The sequence below is a fragment of the Actinoplanes regularis genome (genome assembly GCF_900188005.1).
GTDB lineage: Bacteria > Actinomycetota > Actinomycetes > Mycobacteriales > Micromonosporaceae > Actinoplanes > Actinoplanes regularis.
This window is the reverse complement of sequence record NZ_FZNR01000004.1, coordinates 34,507-58,646: the sequence shown is the minus strand read 5'-3', so window position 1 is coordinate 58,646 and position 24,140 is coordinate 34,507. Positions and strand designations below refer to the sequence as shown.

General features: G+C 72.0%; 25 protein-coding genes. 11 read left to right on the top strand and 14 right to left on the bottom strand.

The window, feature by feature from the left end:
• Positions 1 to 238: 238 nt before the first annotated feature.
• From CHC09_RS12650 to CHC09_RS12640, 3 genes are read right to left on the bottom strand one after another with little or no spacing between them, the layout of a single operon-like run.
• The gene (locus CHC09_RS12650; RefSeq protein WP_089293265.1) at positions 239 to 679 is read right to left on the bottom strand and encodes an SRPBCC family protein; all 441 of its coding nucleotides are present in this window, start codon (positions 677 to 679) and stop codon (positions 239 to 241) included.
• A complete protein-coding gene (locus tag CHC09_RS12645) occupies positions 676 to 1,005 on the bottom strand; it encodes an ArsR/SmtB family transcription factor (protein ID WP_089293264.1) in 330 nt (109 codons plus the stop codon). Before CHC09_RS12645 ends, CHC09_RS12650 begins: the two co-directional genes overlap by 4 nt.
• A 59-nt stretch (positions 1,006 to 1,064) precedes the next feature.
• Positions 1,065 to 1,610, bottom strand: a complete 546-nt coding sequence (locus tag CHC09_RS12640; RefSeq protein ID WP_239138458.1) for a hypothetical protein — start codon at positions 1,608 to 1,610, stop codon at positions 1,065 to 1,067.
• A 115-nt stretch (positions 1,611 to 1,725) separates the two neighbouring features.
• On the opposite strand from CHC09_RS12640, the gene CHC09_RS12635 reads away from it, so the two are divergent.
• Entirely contained in the window at positions 1,726 to 2,595 is an 870-nt protein-coding gene (locus CHC09_RS12635; protein WP_089293263.1) for a PAC2 family protein, read from the top strand.
• A 47-nt stretch (positions 2,596 to 2,642) separates the two neighbouring features.
• Here the strand turns inward: CHC09_RS12635 and CHC09_RS12630 are convergent, their stop codons facing one another.
• On the bottom strand, positions 2,643 to 2,972 hold the full coding sequence (locus CHC09_RS12630; protein ID WP_089293262.1) for a DUF397 domain-containing protein: 330 nt from the start codon (positions 2,970 to 2,972) through the stop codon (positions 2,643 to 2,645).
• Positions 2,973 to 3,540: 568 nt separating this feature from the next.
• Between CHC09_RS12630 and CHC09_RS12625 the strand changes: the two genes are divergently transcribed.
• Complete coding sequence (locus CHC09_RS12625; RefSeq protein WP_089293261.1) at positions 3,541 to 4,332, top strand: GntR family transcriptional regulator; 792 nt, start codon at positions 3,541 to 3,543, stop codon at positions 4,330 to 4,332.
• A gap of 165 nt (positions 4,333 to 4,497) precedes the next feature.
• Here the strand turns inward: CHC09_RS12625 and CHC09_RS46245 are convergent, their stop codons facing one another.
• The 6 genes from CHC09_RS46245 to CHC09_RS12595 all read right to left on the bottom strand — a co-directional run bounded on the left by CHC09_RS46245 (position 4,498) and on the right by CHC09_RS12595 (position 9,701).
• A complete protein-coding gene (locus CHC09_RS46245) occupies positions 4,498 to 4,800 on the bottom strand; it encodes a hypothetical protein (protein ID WP_179277067.1) in 303 nt (100 codons plus the stop codon).
• A gap of 341 nt (positions 4,801 to 5,141) precedes the next feature.
• Positions 5,142 to 6,380 (bottom strand): cysteine--1-D-myo-inosityl 2-amino-2-deoxy-alpha-D-glucopyranoside ligase, encoded by a 1,239-nt coding sequence (mshC, locus tag CHC09_RS12615; protein WP_089293259.1) that lies wholly within the window; start codon positions 6,378 to 6,380, stop codon positions 5,142 to 5,144.
• Positions 6,381 to 6,447: 67 nt separating this feature from the next.
• A complete protein-coding gene (locus CHC09_RS12610) occupies positions 6,448 to 7,263 on the bottom strand; it encodes an SCO1664 family protein (protein WP_089293258.1) in 816 nt (271 codons plus the stop codon).
• Positions 7,260 to 7,847, bottom strand: coding sequence for a DUF3090 domain-containing protein (locus tag CHC09_RS12605; RefSeq protein WP_089293257.1), 588 nt, complete (start codon positions 7,845 to 7,847; stop codon positions 7,260 to 7,262). The genes CHC09_RS12610 and CHC09_RS12605 overlap by 4 nt, the downstream gene beginning before the upstream one ends.
• Positions 7,848 to 7,956: 109 nt before the next feature.
• On the bottom strand, positions 7,957 to 8,649 hold the full coding sequence (locus tag CHC09_RS12600; RefSeq protein ID WP_089293256.1) for a histidine phosphatase family protein: 693 nt from the start codon (positions 8,647 to 8,649) through the stop codon (positions 7,957 to 7,959).
• On the bottom strand, positions 8,649 to 9,701 hold the full coding sequence (locus tag CHC09_RS12595; protein WP_089293255.1) for an LLM class F420-dependent oxidoreductase: 1,053 nt from the start codon (positions 9,699 to 9,701) through the stop codon (positions 8,649 to 8,651). Before CHC09_RS12595 ends, CHC09_RS12600 begins: the two co-directional genes overlap by 1 nt.
• Positions 9,702 to 9,864: 163 nt before the next feature.
• On the opposite strand from CHC09_RS12595, the gene CHC09_RS12590 reads away from it, so the two are divergent.
• Complete coding sequence (locus CHC09_RS12590; protein WP_089293254.1) at positions 9,865 to 10,860, top strand: aldo/keto reductase; 996 nt, start codon at positions 9,865 to 9,867, stop codon at positions 10,858 to 10,860.
• Positions 10,861 to 11,112: 252 nt separating this feature from the next.
• Positions 11,113 to 11,304 carry a DUF5703 family protein gene (locus CHC09_RS12585; RefSeq protein WP_089293253.1) on the top strand — a complete coding sequence of 64 codons (192 nt, stop codon included), beginning with the start codon at positions 11,113 to 11,115 and terminating at the stop codon, positions 11,302 to 11,304.
• 41 nt (positions 11,305 to 11,345) lie between these two features.
• On the opposite strand, the gene CHC09_RS12580 is transcribed toward CHC09_RS12585, so the two are convergent.
• Complete coding sequence (locus CHC09_RS12580) at positions 11,346 to 12,011, bottom strand: hypothetical protein (RefSeq protein WP_089293252.1); 666 nt, start codon at positions 12,009 to 12,011, stop codon at positions 11,346 to 11,348.
• A 28-nt stretch (positions 12,012 to 12,039) separates the two neighbouring features.
• Positions 12,040 to 13,347, bottom strand: a complete 1,308-nt coding sequence (locus CHC09_RS12575) for a M20/M25/M40 family metallo-hydrolase (RefSeq protein ID WP_089293251.1) — start codon at positions 13,345 to 13,347, stop codon at positions 12,040 to 12,042.
• A gap of 92 nt (positions 13,348 to 13,439) precedes the next feature.
• Here CHC09_RS12575 and CHC09_RS12570 point away from each other — a divergent pair, with 92 nt between their 5' ends.
• Both CHC09_RS12570 and CHC09_RS12565 read left to right on the top strand, forming a co-directional pair.
• Positions 13,440 to 14,006, top strand: a complete 567-nt coding sequence (locus tag CHC09_RS12570) for a hemerythrin domain-containing protein (RefSeq protein ID WP_089293250.1) — start codon at positions 13,440 to 13,442, stop codon at positions 14,004 to 14,006.
• 87 nt (positions 14,007 to 14,093) lie between these two features.
• Positions 14,094 to 15,068, top strand: coding sequence for a LysR family transcriptional regulator (locus CHC09_RS12565; protein ID WP_089293249.1), 975 nt, complete (start codon positions 14,094 to 14,096; stop codon positions 15,066 to 15,068).
• Positions 15,069 to 15,113: 45 nt separating this feature from the next.
• On the opposite strand, the gene CHC09_RS12560 is transcribed toward CHC09_RS12565, so the two are convergent.
• Entirely contained in the window at positions 15,114 to 17,723 is a 2,610-nt protein-coding gene (locus CHC09_RS12560) for an ATP-dependent Clp protease ATP-binding subunit (RefSeq protein WP_089293248.1), read from the bottom strand.
• Positions 17,724 to 17,999: 276 nt separating this feature from the next.
• Between CHC09_RS12560 and CHC09_RS12555 the strand changes: the two genes are divergently transcribed.
• From CHC09_RS12555 to CHC09_RS12535, 5 genes are all read left to right on the top strand, one after another.
• Positions 18,000 to 18,416, top strand: coding sequence for a hypothetical protein (locus CHC09_RS12555; protein ID WP_089293247.1), 417 nt, complete (start codon positions 18,000 to 18,002; stop codon positions 18,414 to 18,416).
• 276 nt (positions 18,417 to 18,692) lie between these two features.
• Positions 18,693 to 18,953, top strand: coding sequence for a hypothetical protein (locus tag CHC09_RS12550; protein ID WP_089293246.1), 261 nt, complete (start codon positions 18,693 to 18,695; stop codon positions 18,951 to 18,953).
• 4 nt (positions 18,954 to 18,957) lie between these two features.
• Positions 18,958 to 19,872, top strand: coding sequence for a hypothetical protein (locus CHC09_RS12545; protein ID WP_089293245.1), 915 nt, complete (start codon positions 18,958 to 18,960; stop codon positions 19,870 to 19,872).
• 45 nt (positions 19,873 to 19,917) lie between these two features.
• Complete coding sequence (locus tag CHC09_RS12540; protein ID WP_089293244.1) at positions 19,918 to 22,623, top strand: FtsK/SpoIIIE domain-containing protein; 2,706 nt, start codon at positions 19,918 to 19,920, stop codon at positions 22,621 to 22,623.
• Between the two features lie 202 nt (positions 22,624 to 22,825).
• Positions 22,826 to 23,527, top strand: coding sequence for a hypothetical protein (locus tag CHC09_RS12535; RefSeq protein ID WP_089293243.1), 702 nt, complete (start codon positions 22,826 to 22,828; stop codon positions 23,525 to 23,527).
• An 88-nt stretch (positions 23,528 to 23,615) separates the two neighbouring features.
• On the opposite strand, the gene CHC09_RS12530 is transcribed toward CHC09_RS12535, so the two are convergent.
• A complete protein-coding gene (locus CHC09_RS12530; RefSeq protein WP_089293242.1) occupies positions 23,616 to 23,828 on the bottom strand; it encodes a hypothetical protein in 213 nt (70 codons plus the stop codon).
• Positions 23,829 to 24,140 lie beyond the last annotated feature (312 nt).

The following is a 24,140-nucleotide window of genomic DNA, read 5'->3' as shown; positions in this document are numbered from 1 at the left end:
GCTCCAGGACGGGGCCGAGCACCGTGGCCCGGCCCCGGACCCCCGCTCAGCACCGGCCGAGATCATTCGGCCGGTGCTGAGCGCGGTTCCGTCACGACGTGGGGCCACCAGGCCCCACCCCGGCCCGGAGCCGCCTGACCCGAATCGCGGCCCGGAGCCACCTGGCCCAGTCACGCCCGGAGCCACCTGGCCCAGTCACGGCCCGGAGCCACCTGGCCCAGTCACGGCCCGGAGCCGCCTACGCGAGGAGCTTGTCGAGCTTGGTGAAGCTGCTGCCCCAGCCTTCGCGGGCGCCGGTCTCCATCGCGGCCGGGAACGGGCTCTGCGTCAGGACCAGCCGGGTGCGACCACCCTCCTCGTCGAAGAACTCGATGCGCATACGCAGCTTGTCGGCGCCGAAGTCGGGGATGTGGCTGACGTCTTCCTCGCCGACCAGAAGCTCGTTCTCGACCACCTCGACGAAGGTGGCGGCGACCGGCGACGTCATCGACGGGTCGTCGTCGTTGACCATGGTGAAGGCCTGCTTGCCACCCGGACGTGGGTCGATCTCGACGCTGTCGCGCGGCACCGACCAGCCCACCGGGCCGAACCACGCGGCCACCTGATCGGGATCGACGAAGGCGCGATAGACCATGTCACGGGGCGCGTCGAAGACACGGGTGATCACGAGGTCTGTCATGACTTTTCCTCCTGCAAGCGCTTGAGGTGGGCGTCCAGCCGGGCGAAGTTCTCGTCCCAGAAGCGGCGGTACCGCTCCATCCACGCGGTGGCCTCCCGCAGCGGCTCCGCCTCGAGGCGGCTGGTACGCCACTGCGCGGTGCGGCCACGCGAGATGAGACCGGCGTGCTCCAGGACCTTGAGGTGGCGGGAGATCGCCGGGAGGCTGATGTCGAACGGCTCGGCGAGCTCGGTCACGGTGGCCTCGCCCTCGGCGAGCCGGGCCAGGATGGCGCGACGCGTCGGGTCGGCCAGGGCCGAGAAGATCACACTGAGCCGGTCGGTCATTTAACCCTCTCGTTACTTAACTGATCGGTTAAAGACCTTAGCCGGACCCCCGGCACGCGTCAAACCTTCGAGGGAATCCGGCGGTGCAGCTCCGCCAGGAGGACCTCCGGCCCCGGCGACATCAGACCCACATCGACGACGTACGCCATCTCCTCGCCCCGGTGACGCGTCCGCGGATCGAACCCCGGCCCGTCGGCGACCCGCGCGTAGTCCGCGCCGGCCGGTGTCACCACCAGCACGGTGAACGGCCCCCAGCCGTGCAGGGCCACCGACCCGATGCCCGACCACGGCAGATGCACCGCCCTGCGCCCGGTCGCGGCGAAATCGATGCCGTACACCGACGTGTGCAGCCAGCCCAGCCGCCGGTACAGCACCAGGAGCACGACCGCGGCCGTGATGACCGGGGCGATCATCGCCACCTCGGCGTAGATGACGAGGGACGGCCGCGCCCCGATGATCACCGAGACGATGAGGCAGAGCGCCAGGATCATGGCCCAGACCGCGGCGACCACCCAGAGGACCGTCACGTAGAACAGGGCACGCGGCTGCATGAACGACACGGTGTCGTCGGACGGCCCGAGCACCTGATCCACATGGCTGGTCACGCCGGAAATTATGCTCGGTTATGCGCGGTTTCATGGCGAAAACCGCTCACGACCTGCGGAGGACCCCGGCGCGGCCAGCGGGTGCACCTCCAGCGCCGCACGTAGGCTGTTCACCATGACTGAGTTCGACGGCCTCCCGCTGCTCCGCTCCCCTGTGGCCATCGCCGCCTTCGAGGGCTGGAACGACGCTGCGGACGCTTCCACCGCGGCCGTGGAACACCTCGAGCAGGTGTGGGAGGCCCGCGAGGTCACCACCATCGACCCCGAGGACTTCTACGACTTCCAGGTGAGCCGCCCGACGATCACGATGGGCGACGGCGAGACCCGCAAGATCGAGTGGCCGACCACCCGGTTCACCGTGGCCAGCCCGCCCGGCAGCGACCGGGACGTGGTGCTGATCCGCGGCATCGAGCCGAGCATGCGATGGCGCACGTTCTGCGAGTCGGTGCTGGAGATCTGCCACAGTCTCGAGGTCAACCGGATCGTGCTGCTGGGCGCGCTGCTGGCCGACGTGCCGTACACCCGCCCGCTCCCGATCAGCGGCAGCGCCTCGGACAGCTCGATCGCCGAGAAGTACAACGTCGTCCCCACCCGCTACGACGGCCCGACCGGCATCGTCGGTGTCCTCCAGGAGGCCACCACGCACGCCGCGCTGGACGCCCTGTCGTTCTGGGTGCACGTGCCGCACTACGCCAACAACCCGCCCTGCCCGAAGGCCACGCTCGCGCTGCTCAGCCGGATCGAGGACGTGCTGGACCTGCCGGTGCCGATGGCCGACCTGGCGGAGCAGGCCGACGAGTGGGAGAAGCGCGTCCGGGCGGCCGCCGAGCAGGACGCGGAGCTCGGCGAGTACGTGCGGGAGCTGGAGGAGCGGGTCGGCGACGCCGGGATCAAGCCGCTGACCGGCGACGAGATCGCCAGCGAGTTCGAGAAGTACCTGCGGCGCCGGGGCGGCTCGGCCGGCCCGACCGCCGGCTCCTGGTAGGCCCGAGGGGTCGCCGGCGTCATCGATGCCGGCGACCACGGTGAGCGTCAGGCCGCCGGCTCCGGACTGCCCGGCTCCTGGTCATCAGCCGCCGGGGGAACCTCGGCCGCAGGTCCGGCCAGAAGGCGCCGGCCGATATCCGTGGCCAGGGCGATCGCGGCCACTCCCGAGTGGCCGTAGGTGAGCACGGATTGCAGGACTCCCCGGCCGCCACGAGGTCCACAATGCTCCCGCCGGCGTGGACGAAACGCGGACAGGGATGCCGCAGGTCCCCTGCCGTCGCGGACCAGGACGGTGTCGCCGCACGGCGCGACCTCGACGCACGTGGCCGCTTCGCAGAACAAGCTCCGCCGCCGCTCCATCATGGTGTCGTTCATTCCCGACGACCCCTTCCTCTCGCTGTCTTCGACATGTGACGCGGGCAGCCTCCGATCACTCGCGTAGGCCCACCGCTCTCAGGAACCGCCGGCCCCTGCCGGACTCGGCTCGCGTGCGGCGGGCTCTCAGCCAGTGGGCGCGGGCCAGGATGAGCACCCGGCTCGCCTCCTCGGCCAGTGACCGCCGCCAATAACGCGCGAAGACCCGCTGGTGCACCGCAACCTCTCCCGGGCCCTCGACCAGCTCGTCACGGACGTAGATCTCGCGATGGAGGACCGCGTCCTCGCCCAGCTCGATGCATTACAGCTTGCAGAGGGACCAGGAGAGGTCTCATCTCGCGGGCTTGCGGAGCGCCAAGCGGACCCGTCGCCGCGAGACGGCGGGCGGTCCACCCTGCACAGCCGGCACGCGGCCCCCGACATCCGCGTCACCGGGTGCGACGGATGGGATGCAGGACCAACGTGGGGAGTCGTGTCGCCGGTTGCCACAGCGGCGTGTCGCGTTGTCCACGCCGCACCGTCCAGGTCATCCTAGGAACCTAGCTAGGGACTGCCCTTGGAGGTTGTCATGACGATCAATCCGGGCGCTGCCGAGTTTCCGCACCGGCAGATCGCGGCGCAGCTGCGGGAACGAATCCGGCGGGAGGAGTGGCAGCCCGGTGAGCGACTGCCCTCCATCCCGGCGATCGCGGAGATGTTCGGGGTCGCCAAGCAGACCGTGCAGCGGGCCGTCGACCAGTTACGGGTCGAGGGGGTCCTGATCACCAAACCCGGGTCCGGCACGTACGTCCGCGGCACCCGGCGCCGCCTGAACCGGCTGTCGCGGGGGCGGTACGGCGCCCACCGCGGGTATCACGCCGATCTGGCCGCCCGGTACCGTCAGCAGCTCGCCGGGGTCGGGCGGGAGGCCGCGCCGCCCGAGGTGGCCGACGCCTTCGGGGTCCGGGACGGCACCGAGCTGTTGGTCCGGCGGCACATCGTGCGCACCGACGACACCACTGTGGAGCTGGGTGCCTCGTGGTTCCGGGTGACCGACGTCAACGGCACCAGCCTGGAGCGGGCCGAGGCTTTCGGGCGGCCCCTCTACCAGGAGGCCGAGGAGGTGCTCGGCCGGCGCTACACCACCGCGACCGACACGATCACCGCGCGGCAGCCGAGCCGGGAGGAGGCGGAGATCCTCCAGATCCGGCCGGACACACCGGTGTTGCACCTGCTGCATGTCGCGTTCGACGAGGCCCGCAAGCCGATCGAGGTGGCCCAGGCGACCTGGCCCGGTCCGATGACGACACTCACCGAGGAGTACCGGATCCCGGCTCCGGCCCCGGAACCCGACCCGGATCCGGGCCTGGCCCTCGCCTGAACGAGCCGGAGGGCCCGAGTGCGCATCGGCCCTCTGGGAAACCACCGCCGGGAGCAAGACGCCACAGATGCCGCAGACCCGAGGAGCCTGTGGCTCCTCGGGTCTGCGGCTTTTATCGGCTGGCCCATGAGACCGGACGCGCCGCTCTCACCGGGCCGACTTCCCTCAGAAGCCGAACGGCCCGTCGTTGACGTTCACCAGACCGACCTGGCGGGTCGACGAGTAGAGGCGGTCGTTGCCGATACCGCCGTTGTAGAAACCGTTTCCGTAGCCGAGACCGCCACCGTAGCCGAGACCGCCACCGTAGCCCAGACCACTGCCGATACCGCCGATGCCGTCAATGGCCCCCGGGTACCACCCGCCGACACCAGGGCAGTAGGAGCCGGCAGCGGAAGCGGGAGCGGCGAGGGCGAGGCTCGCGCCGGTGGCCAGAAGAAGGCCGGCGAAGTACATAGCCGGACGACGCATGATAGTTCCTTTCGGACGTTGGTTTGACCTCCGAAATCATGTCGCGGCACCAACCACAATGCAGGGCGTTTGCTCCGAATAGCACCGCTCCGTGCGTTGTTTTGGCAAGTGACCTACAGGACCTCCGACCAGGGTCTAAGGTCCTGAACGGGAGGCCGCGTCCGCGCTGGTAGATCGGCGTCCGTACCCCGTCGTTCGGGCTGAAAAACTGCGCAATCGAATGCTTTTCCGGCCACCCGGGACGCCCCGGTAGAAAAGTCCGACAATTGACGCGTAAACGCCGGTAAAAAACAACTGGGCGGCCCCGGAAAGGGACCGCCCAGTATCAGAAGAACCAGCGACTAAAGGCGCACACCGAGAAGTGCGTCGACGGCCTGGGCCATCGTCGCCGGCGCCGAGGCGTCGTCACCCACGCCGGTCAGCGCCGCGTCCGCCCACGCGTCCACGACCGCCAGCGCGGCCGGCGCGTCGAGATCGCTGGTCAGCGCCTCCCGTACCGCCGCGAGCAGCCCGGCTCCGGACGGGCCGGACGGCGCGGCCGCGGCCTCCCGCCAGCGGGCCACGCGCTGCTCCCCCACCTTGCGCACCTCGTCGGTCCACTCCCGGTCGGCGCGGTAGTGCCCGGAGAGCAGCCCGAGCCGGACCGCCATCGGGTCCACCCCGTCCGCGCGCAGGCGGGACACGAAGACCAGGTTCCCCTTGGACTTCGACATCTTCTCGCCGTCCAGGCCGATCATGCCGGCGTGCACGTAGTGGCCGGCGAACGGCGCCACCCCGGTGAGCACCTCGGCGTGCGCCGCCGAGCACTCGTGGTGCGGGTAGAGCAGGTCGCTGCCGCCGCCCTGCACGTCGACGGTGTCACCGAGCAGGTTGAGCGCGATGGTCGCGCACTCGATGTGCCAGCCGGGCCGCCCGGGCCCGAGGTCGCCGCCGTCCCAGACCGGCTCCCCCTCGCGGGCCCCGCGCCACAGCAGCGGGTCCAGCGGGTCGCGCTTGCCCGCGCGGGACGGGTCACCGCCGCGCTCCGCGGAAAGCTCGGTCATCTCCGGCCGGGACAGGTTCGACTCGTATCCCCAGTTCGGCGCGGCGGTGATGTCGAAGTAGACGTCGCCGGTGCCGTCCTCCAGCCGGTACGCGGCACCGCGGGCCAGCAGCGCGGAGACGTGCTCGACGATCGACGGGATCGACTCGACGGCGCCCACGTAGTGGGCCGGCGGGATGATCCGCAGGGCCTCCATGTCCTCGCGGAACAGCGCGGTCTCGCGCATCGCCAGGACCACCCAGTCCTCGCCGTCACGCGCGGCGCGCTCCAGCAGCGGGTCGTCGATGTCTGTCACGTTCTGCACGTAGGTCACCTGGTGGCCGGCGTCCCGCCACAGACGGTTGACCAGGTCGAAGGCGATCATCGTGGCGGCGTGGCCGAGATGGGTCGCGTCGTACGGCGTGATGCCGCAGACGTACATCGTCGCGGTCTGCCCCGGCGTGACCGGATGCACCGACCGGCGCGCCGAGTCGTAGAGCTTCAGCGTGGGGGCGTCCCCCGGCAGAGTCGGCACGTCATGCCCGGTCCAAGCGTCCATGTCCGGAGCCTATCCAGCGTCCCCGGCGGATCCCTCGGCCGCGTGACCTAAACCTCTCGACGAGCCATCAGATCGGCGGCCACGGGATGGCTGGCCAGTCGGTGGGTGGCTTCGGGAAACACCCGGCCCGCAGCAGCCTTTTCACCCGCAACTGGACATGCTGCACCTCGGAGTGGGTGAGATGCTCCTCCAGCACCGCACCGAGCGGACCGGCCAGCTCGGCGCTGAGCCGCTCCAGGACGGTGACCGTGTCCGGCGGCAGCGGCTTGCCGGTCCAGCCCCACAGCACCGTACGCAGCTTGTTCTCGACGTGGAAGCTGACGCCGTGATCGACCCCGTGCACCGATCCGGTGGCCGGATAGAGCACGTGGCCGCCCTTGCGGTCGGCGTTGTTGATCACCGCGTCGAAGACCGCGAGCCGGGCCAGGCGGGGGTCGTCCGCGTGCGCGAGCGCGTACGCGTCACCGTCGTCGTCGCGGGCCGCCGCCACCGGGAACCAGCCCTGCGGAACGTCGTAGGCCGGGACGAAGCCGATCAGCCCCTCGGCCGCCTCCGGCTCCTCGATCCAGAGCTGCAGGGCGCCGGGACCGAGCGGCCCGTCCCGCAGGATCGTCGGCGGCACCAGGCCCCAGCCGGTGGCCCGGGACACCAGGTAGGCCGACACCTCCCGGCCGGCGAGCGTCCCGTCCGGGAAGTCCCAGAGCGGCCGCTCGCCCCGCACCGGCTTGTAGACGCAGCGCCGGGTCATCCCGTTCAGGCTGATCCCGGCGCGCAACGTGGTGTTGGAAGCGTCGACCAGGCGGCCCTCGATCTCGATCCGGCCGCGGCCCAGCAGCTCCAAGGCGTCAGCCTCGGTCAGCACCTCCGTCGGCTCGGCTGTCACCGGTGATAGCCGTTGTGCCGGGGGCAGAGATGACCGGCCGGGTCGAGCGGCTGGCCACAGAGCGGGCACGGTGGCCGGCCGGCGGCCACCACCCGGCGGGCCCGGTCGATGAACGCCCGGGTCGCCTCGGGCGTCAGCCGGACCCGCAGGCGGTCCAGGTCGTCGTCCGGCTCGTCGTCGTCATCGTCGTCATCGCCGTCGTCGGTGAGCGGGTCGCCGCTCAGGTCGGCCTCGGGCTCACCGGCCTCGATCGCCTCGATCACCACCGTGGCGGTGTCGACGTCGAAGGCCAGCCCCAGGGTGCCGACCCGGAACTCCTCGTCGACCGGGGTGTCGAGCGGCTCGTTGTCGTGCACGGCCAGCAGCGGGGCCTCCGGCAGGGTGACCCCGAAACGCTTGTTCGCCTCCAGGAGCAGCTCTTCGAGCTTCTCGGCGAGCAGCGAAACCTGGACCTTCTCCAGGGCGACACTGACCACCCGGCCGCCACCGCGCGCCTGGAGGAAGAACGTCCGGTCCCCGGGCTCGCCCACCGTCCCGGCGACGAACCGCTCGGGCGGCTCGAAGGCATGCACTTGGTGGGTCATGAAGACAACCCTATCCATCCCCGGGCCCGATCGCGCTGCCCGACAATCCCGGTTCGCCGAGGGCGCAATGAGGTGCACGCTGCGGCTATACACCCATCACGGAGGGTTGTCAGACGCCCCCTCCGGCACCACCGCCGACGGCCGCGTCGCTCTGCTCGGCGGGCCGCTCGCCATCGTGCTTCTTCGGTACGAGGGACCCCAGTTCACCGGTGTCGTTGACCCGGACCAGGAACGGCCGGGTCGGCGTGTACCGGATCGCGGTGATCGATGCCGGGTCGGCCACGATCCGCTGGAACTGATCGAGGTGCAGCCCCATCGCGTCGGCCACGATCGCCTTGATCACATCGCCGTGGCTGCACGCCAGCCAGATCGACTCCGGCCCGTGCTCGGCGTTGACCCGCTCGTCCCAGGCCCGGATCGCGGCGACCCCGCGCGCCGACATGGCCGCCATCGACTCACCGGCGGGGAAGGTGACCGCGCTCGGGTGGTGCTGCACCACGGGCCAGAGCGGCTCCTTGGCCAGCTCCTTGAGCGGGCGGCCCTCCCACTCGCCGTACCCGCACTCGATCAGGCCCTCGTCGAGCTCCGGGGTCACCCCGGGCAGCGCCAGCTCGACGGTCTGCCGGCAGCGGATCAGCGGGCTGGAGACCACCGCGGCCAGCGGGAGCCCGCGCAGCCGTTCGGCGACCCGGGCGGCCTGCCGGCGCCCGGTGTCGTCGAGCTCGACGGGGCGACGCCCGGCCAGCTCGCCGGTGGCGTTCGAGGTGGTACGGCCGTGCCTCAGCAGCAGAACGGTGGCCACTAGCGGGCCACGCCGGACTCTTCGTAAGCCTCGGCCACCACCCGGAGGGTGTCGATGCCGGATTGGAGATCACCCACGTACGGGCTGATCGACAGCGTGCCGACGCCGGCCGCCGCGTACTCCCTGATCCGCTTGGTGATCCGCTCCTTGGTCCCGATGATCGAGGTCCGCTCGATGAACTCCTGCGGCACCGCCTCGGCGGCCTCCGCGACCTGCCGGTTCAGGTACAGGTCCTGCACCTTCGCGGCGGCCTCGCCGTAGCCCATCCGGACCGCGAGCTGGTTGTAGAAGTTCTGCTCCCGGCTGCCCATGCCGCCGATGTAGAGCGCCGCGTACCAGCGGATCACGTCGGCACAGGCCGCGAGGTCGTCGCCGACCACCACCGGAACGGTCGGCGCGACGTCGAATCCGGCCAGCCCGAGCCCGTGCCGGGCCCGCCCGGCCGCGATGTGCCGCAGCTGGTCGTCGGCGGCGTCCGGGGCGAAGAAGATCGCCAGCCAGCCGTCCGCGACCTCGCCGGCCAGCTCCAGGTTCTTCGGGCCGACCGCGGCGAGGTAGAGCGGGATCTCGGTGCGCGGCGGGTGGAAGCCCAGCTTGATCGGCTTGCCGGCGCCGCCGGGCAGCGGCAGCTGGTAGTGCTCGCCGTCGTACTGCACCTTGTCGCGGCGCAGCGCCATCTTCACGATGTCGACGTACTCCCTGGTCCGGGCGAGCGGCTTGGCGAACTTGACGCCGTGCCAGCCCTCGGAGACCTGGGGGCCGGAGACACCGAGGCCGAGCCGGAACCGGCTGCCGGAGAGCGTGTCCAGGGTGGCCGCGGTCATCGCGGTCATCGCCGGGGTGCGTGCCGGGATCTGCAGCACGGCCGAGCCGATGTCGATCTTCTCCGTCTGGCCCGCGATCCAGGCCAGCATGCTCACCGTGTCGGAGCCGTAGGCCTCGGCGGCCCACACCACCGAATAACCGAGACGGTCGGCCTCCCGCGCCATGGCGAGATGGTCGGCCGGCGTGCTCCACGCCGTCTGATAACCGAGGCTGAGTCCGAGCCGCACTGCCCTACCCTTCCGAAACGAACGAGACCGAACGGGACCGAGATCTTGGGGGTACCGGGGGCAAGCCTACTGATGGGAACCAGTCAGGTTTCCGTCCGGTAACCGACGCACCCTGACGAGCTGGAGGATTTCCTTGCCGACCAGGTCTGAATAAAGTTCACTCATGCATCAGCGACCGCTCGGCCGAAGCGGGCTAGCGGTCTCGCGGCTCGCCCTCGGCACCATGACCTGGGGACGGGACACCGATCCCGACGACGCGGCCGAGCAGATGAAGCTCTTCCTCGAAGCGGGCGGCACCCTGATCGACACCGCCGACGTGTACGGCGCCGGCGACGCCGAGACGGTGATCGGCTCGCTGCTCGACCATCTGGTCCCCCGCGACGAGGTGGTGATCGCCACCAAGGCCGGTCTGACCCCGCACGGGTGGCGCGCCCGGGACGGCTCGCGCGGCAACCTGCTGCGCTCGCTGGACGCGTCGCTGCGCCGGCTCGGCACCGACTACGTCGACCTGTGGCAGGTGCACGGCTTCGACGGGCAGACCCCGTTCGAGGAGACGCTGTCCGCTCTCGATCACGCGGTCAACAGCGGCCGGGTGCGTTACGCCGGGGTCTCCAACTTCGCCGCCTGGCAGACCGCCCGCGCCGCCACCTGGCAGTCGGCCTACCCCACGCGCGCGCCGATCGTCGCCGCCCAGATGGAGTATTCGCTGCTCGAGCGCGGTATCGAGCGGGAACTGCTGCCCGCCGCCGCGGCGCTCGGCTTCGGCGTGCTCGCCTGGTCCCCGCTCGGTCGCGGCGTACTCACCGGCAAATACCGCAACGGCCGCCCATCGGACTCCAGGGCCGCTTCCGAACACTACGCGCCGTTCGTCCGGACGTACCTGGAGCCGCGCAGCTCCAGCATCGTCGAGGCGGTGGTCATCGCCGCCGGCGGCCTCGGCGTCTCCCCGCTCGAGGTCGCGCTGGCCTGGATCCGCGACCGCCCCGGCGTCGCCGCCCCGATCCTCGGCGCCCGCACCGCCGCCCAGCTCCAGGGCGCCCTGCGCAGCGAGGACCTGACCCTGCCGGCCGAGATCGCCCGCGCCCTCGAGGACGTCTCCGCGATCGACGTCGGATACCCCGAACGCGAGGGCACCGGAGATCCACACGGGACCCTGTGAGCGGTCCACATCGACCCCTCGTCCGCCGGCGCCGCCGCGGGTCGGTCTCAACCCTTTTCGCCGGTACGAACGATGGAGCCCCGTGCCCAGCCCTCGCGGGCCACGCCCCTGCCGATCCCGCGCGGCCGCCACCCTGGTCAGGGCCCCGGCGCGCTCCGGCGCCCGCGGCCGGCCCGGAGAACGGCGGCGCGGACCGAATAGCCGCTGGTCAGCGCTTGTCCTCCGCTATCCAGGAGGGGCATTCTAGTCGGCATGGACTACGAATACGCGCCGCTGCGGTTGCCTTCGAATGTCGATCGCCTGGCCGCAACGGCGCAACTCGCCATACAGGCCGAATTCTCCGGTTGGGAACTGGCCAGGGTCCAGCTGTTCGCGGACGGCACCCGCAAGGTGATGCTGCGCCGCCGGCTCCAGCCCAACCCCCAGCCCGGCCTCAGTTACTGAGGAGCCCGCCCGGCAGCAGCCGGACGGGCTCCTTTCATCGCTCAGTGGTTGTGACCCGCGTGGTCTTCCTCGTCGTCGGGGAGGAACGGGTGCTCGTCGAGGCGGCCGACCAGCTGGTCGCCCTCGGCCGGCGCGAACGGGCCGAAGCCGTCGGCGTCGTCGAACGCCTCCAGGTCGAGGGGCTCCTCGACCTCGGTCACCGTGAGCAGCCCGTCGAGCGGCTCGAGCTCGGGCACGTCCAGCGACGCGAGCGAGCCGTCGCCGGCCTGCAGCAGCTCCAGCACGGCCTCGCCGACCGACTCGACCGGGCCGACCTCCTCGTCCTCCGGCACCGAGCTGCGCCGGGCGGTCTCCGCGACCTTCAGCAGCGCGGCGACGCTGGGCACGCGGTAGTCGCGGCGCTGACGGACGGAGATGACCTGCGGGTACGGGTCACCGGCGCCGGCCTCGCCCGCCTCACCGGCCAGGAAGCGCTGGTCCGCCTCGTCCGGGTCGATCGACTCGACGTCCCACGGCGTGACTTCGCCGAACGCGTCGAGCAGCTTCTCGTCGTACGCGAAGGAGGCGTTGTTGAGATCGACGTACGCCTGCCAGACGTCGTCGTCGTCAATGCGGCCCGCAGCCGCCTTGACGGCCGCGAGATGCGCCCGCGCCGCCTCTACGACCCGCTCGAGGGCGGCGTCGAGCTCCGCGTTCTGGTCGCTCATCTGTTTGGGGGTCCTTCCGGATCTAGCTCTAGCTGTTTCGGAGCAGTCGGTCGAGCACACGCACGCCGAACTTTAGCCCCTCCACCGGCACTCTCTCGTCGATGCCGTGGAACAGGGCGGCAAAGTTCAGGTCGGGCGGCAGCTGCAACGGGGCGAACCCGAAGCACCTGATGCCGAGGGTGCTGAACGCTTTCGCGTCGGTTCCCCCGGACATCAGGTACGGCACGGTACGCGCTCCGGGATCCTCGGCGCGCAGCGCCGCCGCCATCGCCTCCACCAGCGGCCCGCCGAACTCGGTCTCCACGGCCGGCTGCCGGTGCACGTGCTCGATCTCCACGTCCGGCCCGATGATCGCCCGCAGGTCGGCGAGGAACGACTCCGCCTGACCGGGCAGGGTGCGGCAGTCGATCGTGGCGGACGCCCGGCCGGGGATGACGTTGTCCTTGTAGCCGGCCTCGAGGCGGGTCGGGTTCGCGGTGTTGCGGATGGTGGCGCCGATCAGGTTGGCGATCGGGCCGAGCTTGGCGATCGCCTGTTCCGGGTCGTCCGGGTTCAGCTCGATCCCCAGCGCCTCGCTCACCTGTTCCAGGAACGCCCGCACGGTCGGCGTGACGACCACCGGGAAGCGGTGCCGGCCGACCGCCGCAACCGCCTCGGCCAGGGCGGTGACCGCGTTGTCGTCGTGGATGAACGAGCCGTGGCCGGGCCGGCCGTGCGCGTGCAGGCGCAGCCAGTCCAGCCCCTTCTCGGCGGTCTGCACCAGGTAGAGCCGCAGATCGTCGTTGACGGTGTACGAGTAGCCGCCGACCTCGCCGATCGCCTCGGTGCAGCCTTCGAAGGCGTCGGGATGCTTGTCCACCAGCCACTGCGAGCCGAACTCCATCCCGGCCTCCTCGTCGGCGGTGTACGCCAGCACGATGTCCCGGGGCGGGGTGTAGCCGGTGCGCTGCCACTCGCGGACCACGGCGAGCACCATGGCGTCGAAGTCCTTCATGTCGACCGCGCCGCGGCCCCACAGGTAGCCGTCCTTGATCTCGCCTCCGAAGGGGTCCACCGACCATTCGCGGGCGTCGGCCGGCACCACGTCGAGGTGGCCGTGCACCAGCAGCGCGCCACGGGACCGGTCGGCGCCGGGGATCCGGGCGACCAGGTTGGTGCGCGTGGGCGCCGACTCCAGGATTCGGGACTCGATGCCGACGTCGGCGAGCTTCCCGGCGACGTACTCGGCGGCGACCCGTTCCCCGACGGTCGTCCGCGGGTCACCGGTGTTGGTGGTGTCGATGCGCAGCAGGTCCTGGCAGAGGCCGGTGACCTCGTCCACGGCGGAGGTGTTCATCCGCCTTTCTTACCAGCAAAGTGTTGCCGACCTTCACCCGCGCCCGCGGGGGTGGGTTTGGCTGGAGGGCCGGACGGGGTACCGGCGCGGACATGTCCGATCTGAATCTTCCCCCGCTGCCGCCGATCGGTGACACCATCTCCGGGCGCAGCGTCGTCGATGTCCTCAACGAGCAGCACCGGGAGATCACCCGCCTGGCCGAGCAGGTGACCGCCGAGGAGCCGGAGCGGGTCCGTTCCGCGCTGATCGCGACCCTCTCCCGGCACCTCTCCGCGGAGCACCAGTACCTGTACCCCGCGGTCCGCACGGCCGTGCCCGACGGTGACCGGATCGTGGACCGGGGGCTGGCCGAGGATCACGAGCTGCTCGAGCTGATGCGGTCCACGGACCGGACGCCGGAGCTCGTCGCCGCGGTCCGGCGGCACGTGCGGGCGGCCACCGGCGAGCTGTTGCCGATGCTGGAGCAGATGGCGCCGGTCGAGGACCTGATCAGGCTGGGCAATCGGGTGGAGACCGCCGAGGAGGCCGCGCCGACCCGGCCGCATCCGGCCACGCCGGCCACACCGCCGTGGAACAAGATCGTCGACCCGATCGTCGGTGTCGTCGACAAGGTCAGGGATGTGGCGACGGCCCGTACGACGTACGCCCGAGATATTTGAACTTATCCCGATTGTCACATTACTTAACAACTTTGTCACGTGTCGCAGGGCTAGCCTTCGATCCCGTTCTAGTCCTAACGTCACGCTATGAACCTGGAGCTGCGGCATCTGAAGGTGGTCTGCGCCATCGCGGAGACCGGCAGCGTCACCAAGGCCGCGTCACAACTCGGCCTTGCCCAACCGGCGCTAACCGCCCAACTGCAGCGGATCGAGCGCACGCTCGGCGGACCGCTGTTCGACCGGGACCGGCGTGGCGCCCGTCCCACGGCGCTCGGCGAACTCGTACTGTCCCGGGCCCGGGTGCTGCTACCGGCCATGAAGGGGCTGCAGGACGAGGCGGCCCGGCTGGCCGCCAGTGGCACGTCCCGCATGTCTAGGTACCGGATCGGAGCGATCGGCGGGCCGGTCTTCGCCCACCTGCTGCACCGGCTCTCCGCCGCGCAGCCGGAGTCGGCGATCTCCACCTACGCGTCGTACTCCGTCGACGAGCTGGCCACCATGGCGCTCAACGGCAAGCTGGACTTCGTGCAGGTCGGGGTCTGCGGCGACGCCCTGCCCTCCGCCGATTTCGGCCTGGTCTGGGACACCATCGCGGTCGACGCGGTGTGCGTGCTGATGACCGAGGACCATCCGCAGGCCAAGGGGACCGAGGTCGACCTGGCCGAACTGGCCACCGAGCAGTGGGCGGCGGCCCCCGGCGACGGCTGTTTCGAGACCTGCTTCGCCGCGTCCTGCGCCCGGGCCGGGTTCACCCCGCGCCGGGTTCTGGAGACCGACGTCCGCGCCTGCATCGACATGGTCGAGCTGGGCGTGGCGATCGGCCTCTGTCAGCCGACCTTCCGCCCACCGGCGGGGCTGACCACCCGACCACTCAAGGGGGCGCCGCTGCGGTGGCGCCTCATCCTCGGCTGGCATCCGGAGTCGCCGGCGGCGCGGTACGCGCCGAAGGTGACGGAGCTGGCCCGGGACGCCTACCACGACGTGATCGCCCGCAACGAGGGGTACGTGACCTGGACCCGCGACCACCCGACGCTCGGCGGCCAGCACCTCGCCGCGGCGTAGGCGAGCGGCGCCGGGCTCTCGTCCCGGCGCCCCCGCCCGCTCAGCTCATCTGGTGCTCAGTGACGCCGACTCGATCTCGAAGGTCAGCTCGCCGTCCCGGACGTCCACCCGGACGATCCGCCCCGGCGCCAGGTCCGCCGCGAGCAGCATCTTCGACAGCCGGTTGTCCAGCTCGCGCTGGATGGTCCGGCGCAGCGGCCGGGCGCCGAACTCGGGCTGGTAGCCCTTGTCCGCCAGCCAGTCCACCGCCGCCGTGGTGATCTCCATCCGGACGTCCTGGGCGTCCAACCGGCGCCGGGTGGACTCCAGCAGCATCTCGGTGATCTTCCGGAGCTGCTCCGTCTCCAGCTGCCGGAAGATGATGATCTCGTCGATCCGGTTGATGAACTCCGGCCGCAGCTGCTCCTTGAGCCGCCGGTCCAGCCGGTCCCGCAAATCGTCCTCCGGCGAGCGGCCGTTCTCGGCGCCGCCGAACCCGACGCTGCGGGAGCTTCCGTTGATCAGGTCCGACCCCAGGTTGCTGGTCATGATCAGGACGGTGTTCTTGAAGCTCACCGTCCGGCCCTGACTATCGGTCAGCCGCCCGTCGTCGAGCACTTGCAGCAGGATGTTGAACACATCGTGGTGCGCCTTCTCGAGCTCGTCCAGCAGCACCACGCTGTACGGCCGCCGCCGCACCGCCTCGGTGAGCTGACCGGCCTCGTCGTAGCCGACGTACCCGGGCGGGGCGCCGACCAGCCGGGACACCGCGTGCCGCTCCTGGAACTCGCTCATGTCCAGCCGCACCATCCGGTCCGCGTCGCCGAACAGCGCCTCCGCGAGCGAGCGGGCCAGCTCGGTCTTGCCGACCCCGGTGGGGCCGAGGAACAGGAAGCTGCCGACCGGCCGGCCCGGGTCGCCCAGCCCGGCGCGCGAGCGGCGGACCGCCTCGGCGACCGCGGTCACCGCGTCGTCCTGGCCGACCACGTGCTCGTGCAGGTGCTCCTCCAGCCCGAGCAGGCGGTCCCGCTCGGTCTCGGTCAGCTGCGCCACCGGGATGCCGGTGGCCCGGGCGACCATCTCGGCGATGTCGTCCGCGGTGACCCGCGGGACTCCGTCGGCGCCCGCGCCGGCCCCGGTGATCCGCGCCTTCAGCTCGTTGATCCGGTCCCGCAGCTGGGACGCGACCTCGTAGTTCTCCGCGGCCACGGCCTGGTCCCGGTCCCGGCTGAGCTGCTCGAGCTGCCGCTCCCGCTCGCGCAGGTCGGCGTCCGGCATCTTGGTGCGCAGCCGCACCCGGGCACCGGCCTGGTCGATCAGGTCGATCGCCTTGTCCGGCAGGAACCGGTCGGCGATGTAGCGGTCCGAGAGCAGCGCCGCCGCGTCCAGGGCCTCGTCGGTGATCCGTACCTGGTGGTGCGCCTCGTAGTTGTCCCGCAGCCCGCGCAGGATCGCCACGGCGTCCTCCACGCTCGGCTCGCCGACCTGCACCGGCTGGAAGCGCCGGGCCAGCGCGGCGTCCTTCTCGATGTGCTTGCGGTACTCGTCCAGGGTGGTCGCGCCGATCACCCGGAGCCGGCCCCGGGCCAGGGCCGGCTTGAGCATGTTGCCGGCGTCCATCCCGCCGCCCTCGCCACCACCGCCGGCGCCGACCAGGGTGTGGATCTCGTCCAGGAAGACGACCAGCCCGTCTCCGGACGCCTGGATCTCGTCGATGATCTTGCGCAGGCGCTCCTCGAAGTCGCCGCGGTACCGGGTGCCGGCCACCAGGCCGGCGAGGTCCAGCTGGACCACCCGCTTGTCCTGCAGGGTGAGCGGCACGTCGCCGTCCACGATCCGCTGGGCCAGGCCCTCCACGATCGCGGTCTTGCCGACGCCGGCCTCACCGATCAGGACCGGGTTGTTCTTGGTACGCCGGGACAGGATCTCCACGGCCTGCTCGATCTCGTCGGCCCGGCCGATCACCGGGTCGATCTCGCCGCGCCGGGCCATCTCGGTCAGATCCACGCCGAACTGCTCCAGCGTCGGCGTCGGCGTGGCCGGCGCGGCGCGCCCGGTGACGCGGGATCCGCCCTGGCCACCGGCGACCGGGCCGGTCGGCGTCTCCGAGTTCGGGATGGCCCGCGTGTCGAGCCGGCCGGCCAGCAGCCGCCCGGCCACCGAGTCGGTGTTCAGGCCGAGCGCCATCAGGATGTGCTCCGGCCCGATGTAGGAGGCGCCCATCGCGCGGGAGATCTGCAGGCTGTCCAGCAGCGCGCGCTTGGCCGCCGGCGTCAGCGACACCTGTTCCGGCTGGTCGAGGCCGACCGCGCCCATCTCGGCACGACGGTTGGCCGAGGCGATCCGCGCCGACTCGTCGCCCACCCGCAGCTCCAGTTCGCTGAGCAGGATCTGCGGGTCGGCGCCGGCGCGACGCACGGTCTGCTTCATCGGTTCCTGCTGCAGGACGGCCCAGAGCAGGTGATCGGTGTCGAGATCGGCGGGTCCGCCATCCCCCGGGCCGCTGTCGGCGGCCCGCCGGGCGGCGTCGGCCAGCACCCGCCGGGCGTCGTTGCTCATGTAACGGGCGATGTCGATCCGCTGCGCCGCCCGGCGCGGCTCGGCCGCACCGAAGAAACGCGCGAACAGGTCGTCCCACTGGCCGGGTCCACCCGGCCCCAACGGTCCGATGCTCATCAGTCTCTCTTCCCTGGTACTCCACCAGCGGCCACCTCCGGGGCTACCCGGGGTGGCGCGGGGCAAACGCCCACCGCTGACTGTTCGAAGCGCGTGAGACGGGACGGGGATTCCCAAATCTCGCGAAAAGTTGACTGGAGTACGCTCAACTTTATGCTCGAATCCCAGGAGCCCGCCTCAGGACCCCAGATGCCGCTGTTCCGGGAACCCGCGCTCCCCGAGCCCGCGCCCGCGTGTGCGAAGTCCCCGTCCCAGGGAGCCACATCACAGGCGGCCGTGTCCGGCGAACCTGCCGTTTCCATCACGGCGCCGCCACCGCTGGTCCCGCTGATCATCGTGGACGCGGCGAACGTGGTGGGCTCCGTTCCGGACGGCTGGTGGCGGGACCGGGCCGGGGCCGCGATCCGCCTTCGGGACCGCCTGGCGGCGGTACCCGCCACGGGGCTGAGCGGCATCCCGGCCCCGGTCGAGGTGACCCTGGTGGTCGAGGGCAAGGCGAAGGACATCCCGCAGGACCCGGACGGGGTACGGATCGAACGCGCCACCGGCTCCGGCGACGACAAGATCATCGATTTGGTACGCCGTGAGTGCGGCACCCGCCCGATCGTCGTCGTCACCGCCGACCGGGGCCTGTGCGAGCGCGCCCTCGCCCTGGGCGCCGAGAGCCGCGGCCCGTCCTCGGTGCCCCGCTGACCGCATCCGCCCGATCAGCGCCGGGCGCGGATCACCGGTTCCGGGCGTTTCGGGCACGCGGAAGCGGGGGCGCCGCGGGCCCGGTTCGCCACATGATCCACAATGGACTACGCTGGAAATCCAGTGCCACCAGGGCGATCATCCGCCTCGGTCGCCGGACTCGTGGTGCGTCTTTTGTCTCCGTGGTGTGCGAAAAGGCGCGGCCGAGGCGAACGCGAACGAGGCTGGGCGTTACGCTGGAGTCGCAAGTGGGTTGAGTTACAGGAGGCCGAACGAGTGGCCAGTGTCGCCGAGTTGAGAGCGGCCGTGGACGCCGCCGTCCAGCAGGTGAACGAGGGACAGGCGGCGATACAGGCGGCTCGGGAGAAGCTCGGCGAGGCACAGCAGAGCCTGGCCGCCGCGCTCGACGGGGGCGGACATGAGGCGGTCGGCACCGCCCATGCCTCGCTGTCCCAGGCCGACCAGCAGCTCGAGGAGTGCTTCAGCGCGACCCAGCTCGCGATCGAGGCCGCCCAGAACTACACGGCGATGCTCTGACGCGATGTCGGTGCTGCAGGAACTCGGCGCCCGGCTCCGGGCCGCCTCCGACGAGCTGCCCGACGGCCTCGTCGTCGTGGCGATGGAGAAACTCCGCACCGCGACCGAGCTGCTGAACTGGGTGCGCGAGGCGTCGGAGCAGAAGATGGGCGTGCCGGAGCTCGGCAACGCCACCGAGCACGCGGAGCGCGCCGCCGCGGCCCTGCGGCTCGCGGAGGACTCGATCGAGGCCTACCTGGCCGCCCTCGGCCTGGGTGGTGAGCCCGGCCGCGCGCACGGCCAGGAGTGGCGCACCGCGCTGAAACCGGAACCGGAGCGGCCCCGGCCCGCCCAACCGGGGCCGGCACAGCCTCCGACGGAGAAGCTCGGGCCGTGGTGGCAGGAGCGCGTCGCCCAGCTCACCGGCGAACCCGCCCCGCCGGACCGGAAGGCGAGCGAGACCAGCGACGCGGACACCGCCGAGCTGCTGAGGCGGATCGCCGCCGGGGTCCGGGCCGGTGACCGCGCCCGGCTCGGCCGCGAACTGCACGCGGTGAACGCGTCGACCGGCCTCGGGCTCTCCGCGGTCACCGCGCCGGTACTGCACCGGCTCGCCGGCGACCTGCTCGGGCACGAGCCCCGGCCGGAGGACGTGCCACGGCTGCGCACCGCCGCCGAGGGCCGGGTCCGGGCCCTGCTGCCGGGCACCACGCCGGCCGTGCTGGAGACGCTGATCGCCCGGATCTGCCGGGTGCCGGTGAAGCAGCGGGACGATCGGGCGGCCGAGGAGGCGGTGACGCATCCGGCCGACAACGCGGTGACCTCGAGCGTGCTCACCGGGATCCTGCTCGCCCGGCTGGGCCGGGATGCCGGGGCGCTCGACCCGGACGCGCCGGAACCGTTGCGGCCCCGCACCGAGGCCGGTGAGCAGCGCAGATGAGGCCCTCCCTCTCGATCCCCACCACTGCGACGATGCCGGCGGGTCATGGCTGAATCCACCAAACAGCAGGTCATGGAAGTCCGGGCCGGGCTGTCACACGCGCTCGGCGTCGCTGAGAACGCTCTCGAACGCGCCGAACGTGAGCGGGACACGGCGGTCGCGCACTGGGAACGGGTCCGGGCGGCCGCCGAGGGGCGCGAGCGCAAGCTGGCCGCGGCCCGCGACGAGCGGCTGCGCTCGATCGAGAAGTGGCACGCCACCGAGCTCGGCGCGCTCTCCGGGGCGGCGGCGGGCGCGGCCGACCGGGCGGCCCCCGGGGCGGCCGGCGAGCCGTGGCACAGCTGGGACACGACCCCCCTGCCGGCCGCCGCCGAGTTGCGGATCGGGCGGTTGCTGCTGCCCACGGCCCCGGGCGCGGCGGAGGAGACGCCCGGGCGGCCCTGGCAGTGGGACTCCCCCGAGCCCGCCGCTCCGGAGTCCCCGGAGGTCCCGGCCCTGGTGCGGCTGCTCGACCACGGGCACGTGGTGGTGCGGGGCGACCGGAGACTCGGCGACGACGTGGTGGCCGGGCTGCTGCTGCGCGCCCTGGGCACCAGCGCGCCGGGATCGGTGCAGGTGATCGGGTACGACCCGGAGCACCTCGGCGGTGGGCTGGCCGGGTTCGCCGCCCTCGCGCCGGCCCGGGTGCTCACCTTCGTCGCCCCGAACGGGCTGGCCGCGCTCCTCGACGAGCTGGTCGGGCACGTCCGGCGGATCAACGAGACCGTGCTGGCCGGGGAGTACTCGTCGCTGCGGGAGCTGCACACGGCGACCCGGCGGCGTCCGGAACCGTGGCGGGTCGCGGTGCTGCTCGGCGCCGGGGAGCTGAACCGGCACGAGCGCACCCAGCTGGACCGGCTGCTGCGCACCGGGGCGGCCTGCGGGGTGCACCTGATCGTGCACGGGCCGGAGGTGGAGCCGGCGGCCGGGATCGAGTTCGTCACCGCCGCCCCGGGTGCGGACGCCCGGATGAGCAGCGGCGGCGATCTGCCCGTACGGCTGGACCCCGGACCGCCGCCCGCGGTGCTCACCGCGACCTGCCGGCAGATCGCCGAGGCGGTCGCCGCAGGCCCGGCACCGGTGGCCCTGGACAGCCTGCTGCCGGACCCGGGCGAGGAGTGGCGGGAGAGCTCGGCGACCGGCCTCTCCGCGCCGCTGGGCGACAGCCCACAGGGCACCCGGGTGCTGGTGACGCTCAGCGACTACCCGCCGCACGCACTGATCGCCGGCCCTTCCGGCACCGGCAAGACCAACCTGATCTACGCCTGGATGGGCGCGCTCGCCGCCCGCTACTCCCCCGCCGAACTGGCTTTCTACCTGCTCGACTTCAAGGAGGGCGTGTCGTTCGCCCGGTTCGCGCCGGGCCGGCGCGACCAGAGCTGGCTGCCGCACGTGCGCCTGGTCGGCGTGAACGTCAACACCGACCGTGAGTTCGGCCTGGCCCTGCTCCGGTTCCTCGGCGCCGAGCTGCGGCGGCGGGCCGACGCGGCGAAACAGCACGAGGTCACCAACCTGGCCGAGCTGCGCGCCGAGGATCCGAGCGGTGTCTGGCCGCGGATCGTCGCCGTGGTCGACGAGTTCCAGGTGCTGCTCGCCGGCCGGGACTCGGTCACCACCGAGGCCGTCGACCTGCTCGAGGACCTCGCCCGGCGGGGCCGCTCGCAGGGCATCCACCTGGTCCTGGCCAGCCAGGACGTCTCCGGCATCGAGGCGCTGTGGGGCCGGCCCGCGCTGGTCGCGCAGTTCACCCTGCGGATCGCGCTGCCCCGGGCCCGCCGGGTGCTCGCCGAGCAGAACACCGCCGCCGACTCGCTGCCCCGCTACCACGCCGTGATCAACCCGGACTCCGGGGCGACCGACGCCAACCAGATCGTCCGGGTGCCCGCGGCCGGCGACCGCGAGCAGTGGAGCACGCTGCAGCACCGGCTGTGGCGCCGGCTGCCGCAGAACTCGCCGCCGCCCCGGCTCTTCGACGGTGACGTACAACCCCGGCTCGCGGACAGCCCCGACTTCCGGGCGCTGGCCCCGGAGGACTCACCCGCGCCGATGGCGCTGCTCGGCGAGACCATCGACGTGATGTCCCGGTCGGCCCGGACCGTGCTGCGCCGGGCCCCCGGCCGCAACCTGGCCGTGCTCGGCACCCGGGTCGAGGAGGCCTGCGCGGTGCTGGCCACCGCCGGGCGGTCGCTGGCCGCCCAGCACACCCGGGACGGCGCGCGCTTCTCGATCGCCTGCTTCGACCAGGACGCCCAGGCCGCCGCCGAGGCGCTGCACGCCCGGATCCCGGACTGCGGCTGGTACGACGCGTCGAACGTCGCCTGGCTCCTCGAGGACGCGGCGGCCGAGTCGACCGCGGCGCTGCCGGCCGACCGGCCGCACTTCATCCTGCTGTACGCGGCCGACGCGCTGCCCGGTGGCAAGGTCGCGGGCGATCAGCTGCGGACCGTGCTGCGGCAGGGGCCGGAACGGCGGCTGCACGTGCTCGGCTGGTGGCGTGGGGCCGGGCTGCTGCGCGACACGCTCGGCGGGCAGGCGTCCCGGACCGACCCGATCGGCGCCTGGGTGGCCCTGGACGTGCACGGCAGCGAGCTGGCGCCGTACTACCCGGGGGCCGGGGCGCCCAACTGGTACCCGCGGCCCTGGCGGGCGCTGCACTTCGACCGCTCGGTGCACCGTGGCGCCGAGGTGATCATCCCCTACGGTGCCTCATGACCGACTCGACCACCCACCCTCGCCGCATCGCTCAACCCGCCGCGATCTTGGCAACCTACGCCCACACGACAGCCACGACTCGCCAAGATCGCGTTCTTCGGCGGGGCGAAGCGGAGGGGGCGGGCATGAGCGAGCCTGCGAGCGCATCGGCTGGCTCAGTCCTGAACTCATGCCGACGCCGGAGCGAAGCGGAGGGGGCGGCATGAGCGACCTGCAACCGGTCGACTTCGAGCGGGCGGACTACCGGACCGTCCTGCGCCGGCTCACCACGCTGGATCAGCGCGCCGCCGGTCTGCGGGCCGAGGCGGTCGAGTGGCACGCGACGCAGCGCGCCTCGGCCGACGAGGCGGTCCAGGCGGCCGAGGAGCAGGTGCGCGTCGCCCGGCGGGCGGCCCGCGACGCCCGGCGCGAGCTGGAGGAGGTCGACGCGCGGGCGGCCGGGCTGTGGGCGGATTACGCGCACCGGGCCGGTCCGGTCGCGGAGCGGTTCGGAAGCCTGCCGCCGGCCAGCATCCCCCGGCAGCGCGACGATCAGCGGGCGGCCGAGGACTACCTCGCCGAGGTGGAGAAGCGGATCAAGTGGACCGACCCGGCCCGGCCGCTCACCTTCGGCGTCAAGGTGCTCTTCGGCGTCTTCGGAGTGGTCGGCGGGATCCTCGGCGCGATCGGGAACCAGGTCCTGCGGGGAGCCGGGGCGGCGTCGGCCGGTGACTGGCACGAGGCGGCCCCGGTGGTGGCGCTGCTGGTGCTCCTGGCCTGTCCCGTGCTGGCCGTGGTCCTGGCGAAGCTGGTGGCGGACCGGCGCAAGGTGGGGCTGGACACCGCCACCGTGGTCACCGTGCTGGTGACCGGGCTGGTCACGGCGATGCTGCTGTTCACCGCGACGCAGTACGCCGGTCACTGACCTCGGTCCGGCGACTCGCCCCGCGCCGATCGGTCGACGGCTTCCCGATCGCGGCGGAAGGGACCGGGGCCGGCGACCTCCGGGTGGTTCAGGCCGACCGGGGTGGGGCCATCGCGCGGCGGCGCTCGGCCTCCTCGGCCAGGGCGGCGGGCACGTCCAGGTGGGCGCCGGCGCCGTGGGCCTCGTCGTAGGCGAGGTCGCCGCCCGGATCGTACTCAGGCCCGCTCTGGTCGCCCGCCGGTGAGATTTCGTCGCCCGGCTGCGAGAGGCGGTCGGCCGGCTCATCGTGCACGTCGGTCATATCTCTGGTTCTACTCCCGCGCGACCGATGGCACCACTGTTCATCGCGGATTCCCTCTCGCCGGCGCGGTTGCCGGACCCGGCCGGAGGAATCAGGGATGTGCCCGCGCCGTACGGCGAGCGGATCGGTTGGGTGCGGAATTCCGCTGCGAGATAATCGCCGGCGGCAATTGTTCGGCGTCCATGGGTGTTCTTCGTCTCAACGGGGCCGGCCGCGAGAGCGCGCAGTTTTGGCACCCGGTCTGCAAATTCCCTCTCGAATTAGCGACAGCCCGGCGGATATTTCTTGCCGGATCCGCTCGGCAGAGCTGCC

What these genes read in the sequence shown, in the direction of transcription:
- CHC09_RS12645 (WP_089293264.1), bottom strand. Translation starts at nt 1,005, where the DNA reads ATGACCGACCGGCTCAGTGTGATCTTCTCGGCCCTGGCCGACCCGACG.
- CHC09_RS12650 (WP_089293265.1), bottom strand. Translation starts at nt 679, where the DNA reads ATGACAGACCTCGTGATCACCCGTGTCTTCGACGCGCCCCGTGACATG.
- CHC09_RS12590 (WP_089293254.1), top strand. Translation starts at nt 9,865, where the DNA reads ATGCATCAGCGACCGCTCGGCCGAAGCGGGCTAGCGGTCTCGCGGCTC.
- CHC09_RS12635 (WP_089293263.1), top strand. Translation starts at nt 1,726, where the DNA reads ATGACTGAGTTCGACGGCCTCCCGCTGCTCCGCTCCCCTGTGGCCATC.
- CHC09_RS12540 (WP_089293244.1), top strand. Translation starts at nt 19,918, where the DNA reads ATGGCTGAATCCACCAAACAGCAGGTCATGGAAGTCCGGGCCGGGCTG.
- CHC09_RS12580 (WP_089293252.1), bottom strand. Translation starts at nt 12,011, where the DNA reads ATGAGCGACCAGAACGCGGAGCTCGACGCCGCCCTCGAGCGGGTCGTA.
- CHC09_RS12535 (WP_089293243.1), top strand. Translation starts at nt 22,826, where the DNA reads ATGAGCGACCTGCAACCGGTCGACTTCGAGCGGGCGGACTACCGGACC.
- CHC09_RS12570 (WP_089293250.1), top strand. Translation starts at nt 13,440, where the DNA reads ATGTCCGATCTGAATCTTCCCCCGCTGCCGCCGATCGGTGACACCATC.
- CHC09_RS46245 (WP_179277067.1), bottom strand. Translation starts at nt 4,800, where the DNA reads ATGCGTCGTCCGGCTATGTACTTCGCCGGCCTTCTTCTGGCCACCGGC.
- CHC09_RS12565 (WP_089293249.1), top strand. Translation starts at nt 14,094, where the DNA reads ATGAACCTGGAGCTGCGGCATCTGAAGGTGGTCTGCGCCATCGCGGAG.
- CHC09_RS12630 (WP_089293262.1), bottom strand. Translation starts at nt 2,972, where the DNA reads ATGAACGACACCATGATGGAGCGGCGGCGGAGCTTGTTCTGCGAAGCG.
- CHC09_RS12530 (WP_089293242.1), bottom strand. Translation starts at nt 23,828, where the DNA reads ATGACCGACGTGCACGATGAGCCGGCCGACCGCCTCTCGCAGCCGGGC.
- CHC09_RS12545 (WP_089293245.1), top strand. Translation starts at nt 18,958, where the DNA reads ATGTCGGTGCTGCAGGAACTCGGCGCCCGGCTCCGGGCCGCCTCCGAC.
- CHC09_RS12575 (WP_089293251.1), bottom strand. Translation starts at nt 13,347, where the DNA reads ATGAACACCTCCGCCGTGGACGAGGTCACCGGCCTCTGCCAGGACCTG.
- CHC09_RS12625 (WP_089293261.1), top strand. Translation starts at nt 3,541, where the DNA reads ATGACGATCAATCCGGGCGCTGCCGAGTTTCCGCACCGGCAGATCGCG.
- CHC09_RS12560 (WP_089293248.1), bottom strand. Translation starts at nt 17,723, where the DNA reads ATGAGCATCGGACCGTTGGGGCCGGGTGGACCCGGCCAGTGGGACGAC.
- CHC09_RS12585 (WP_089293253.1), top strand. Translation starts at nt 11,113, where the DNA reads ATGGACTACGAATACGCGCCGCTGCGGTTGCCTTCGAATGTCGATCGC.
- CHC09_RS12605 (WP_089293257.1), bottom strand. Translation starts at nt 7,847, where the DNA reads ATGACCCACCAAGTGCATGCCTTCGAGCCGCCCGAGCGGTTCGTCGCC.
- mshC (WP_089293259.1), bottom strand. Translation starts at nt 6,380, where the DNA reads ATGGACGCTTGGACCGGGCATGACGTGCCGACTCTGCCGGGGGACGCC.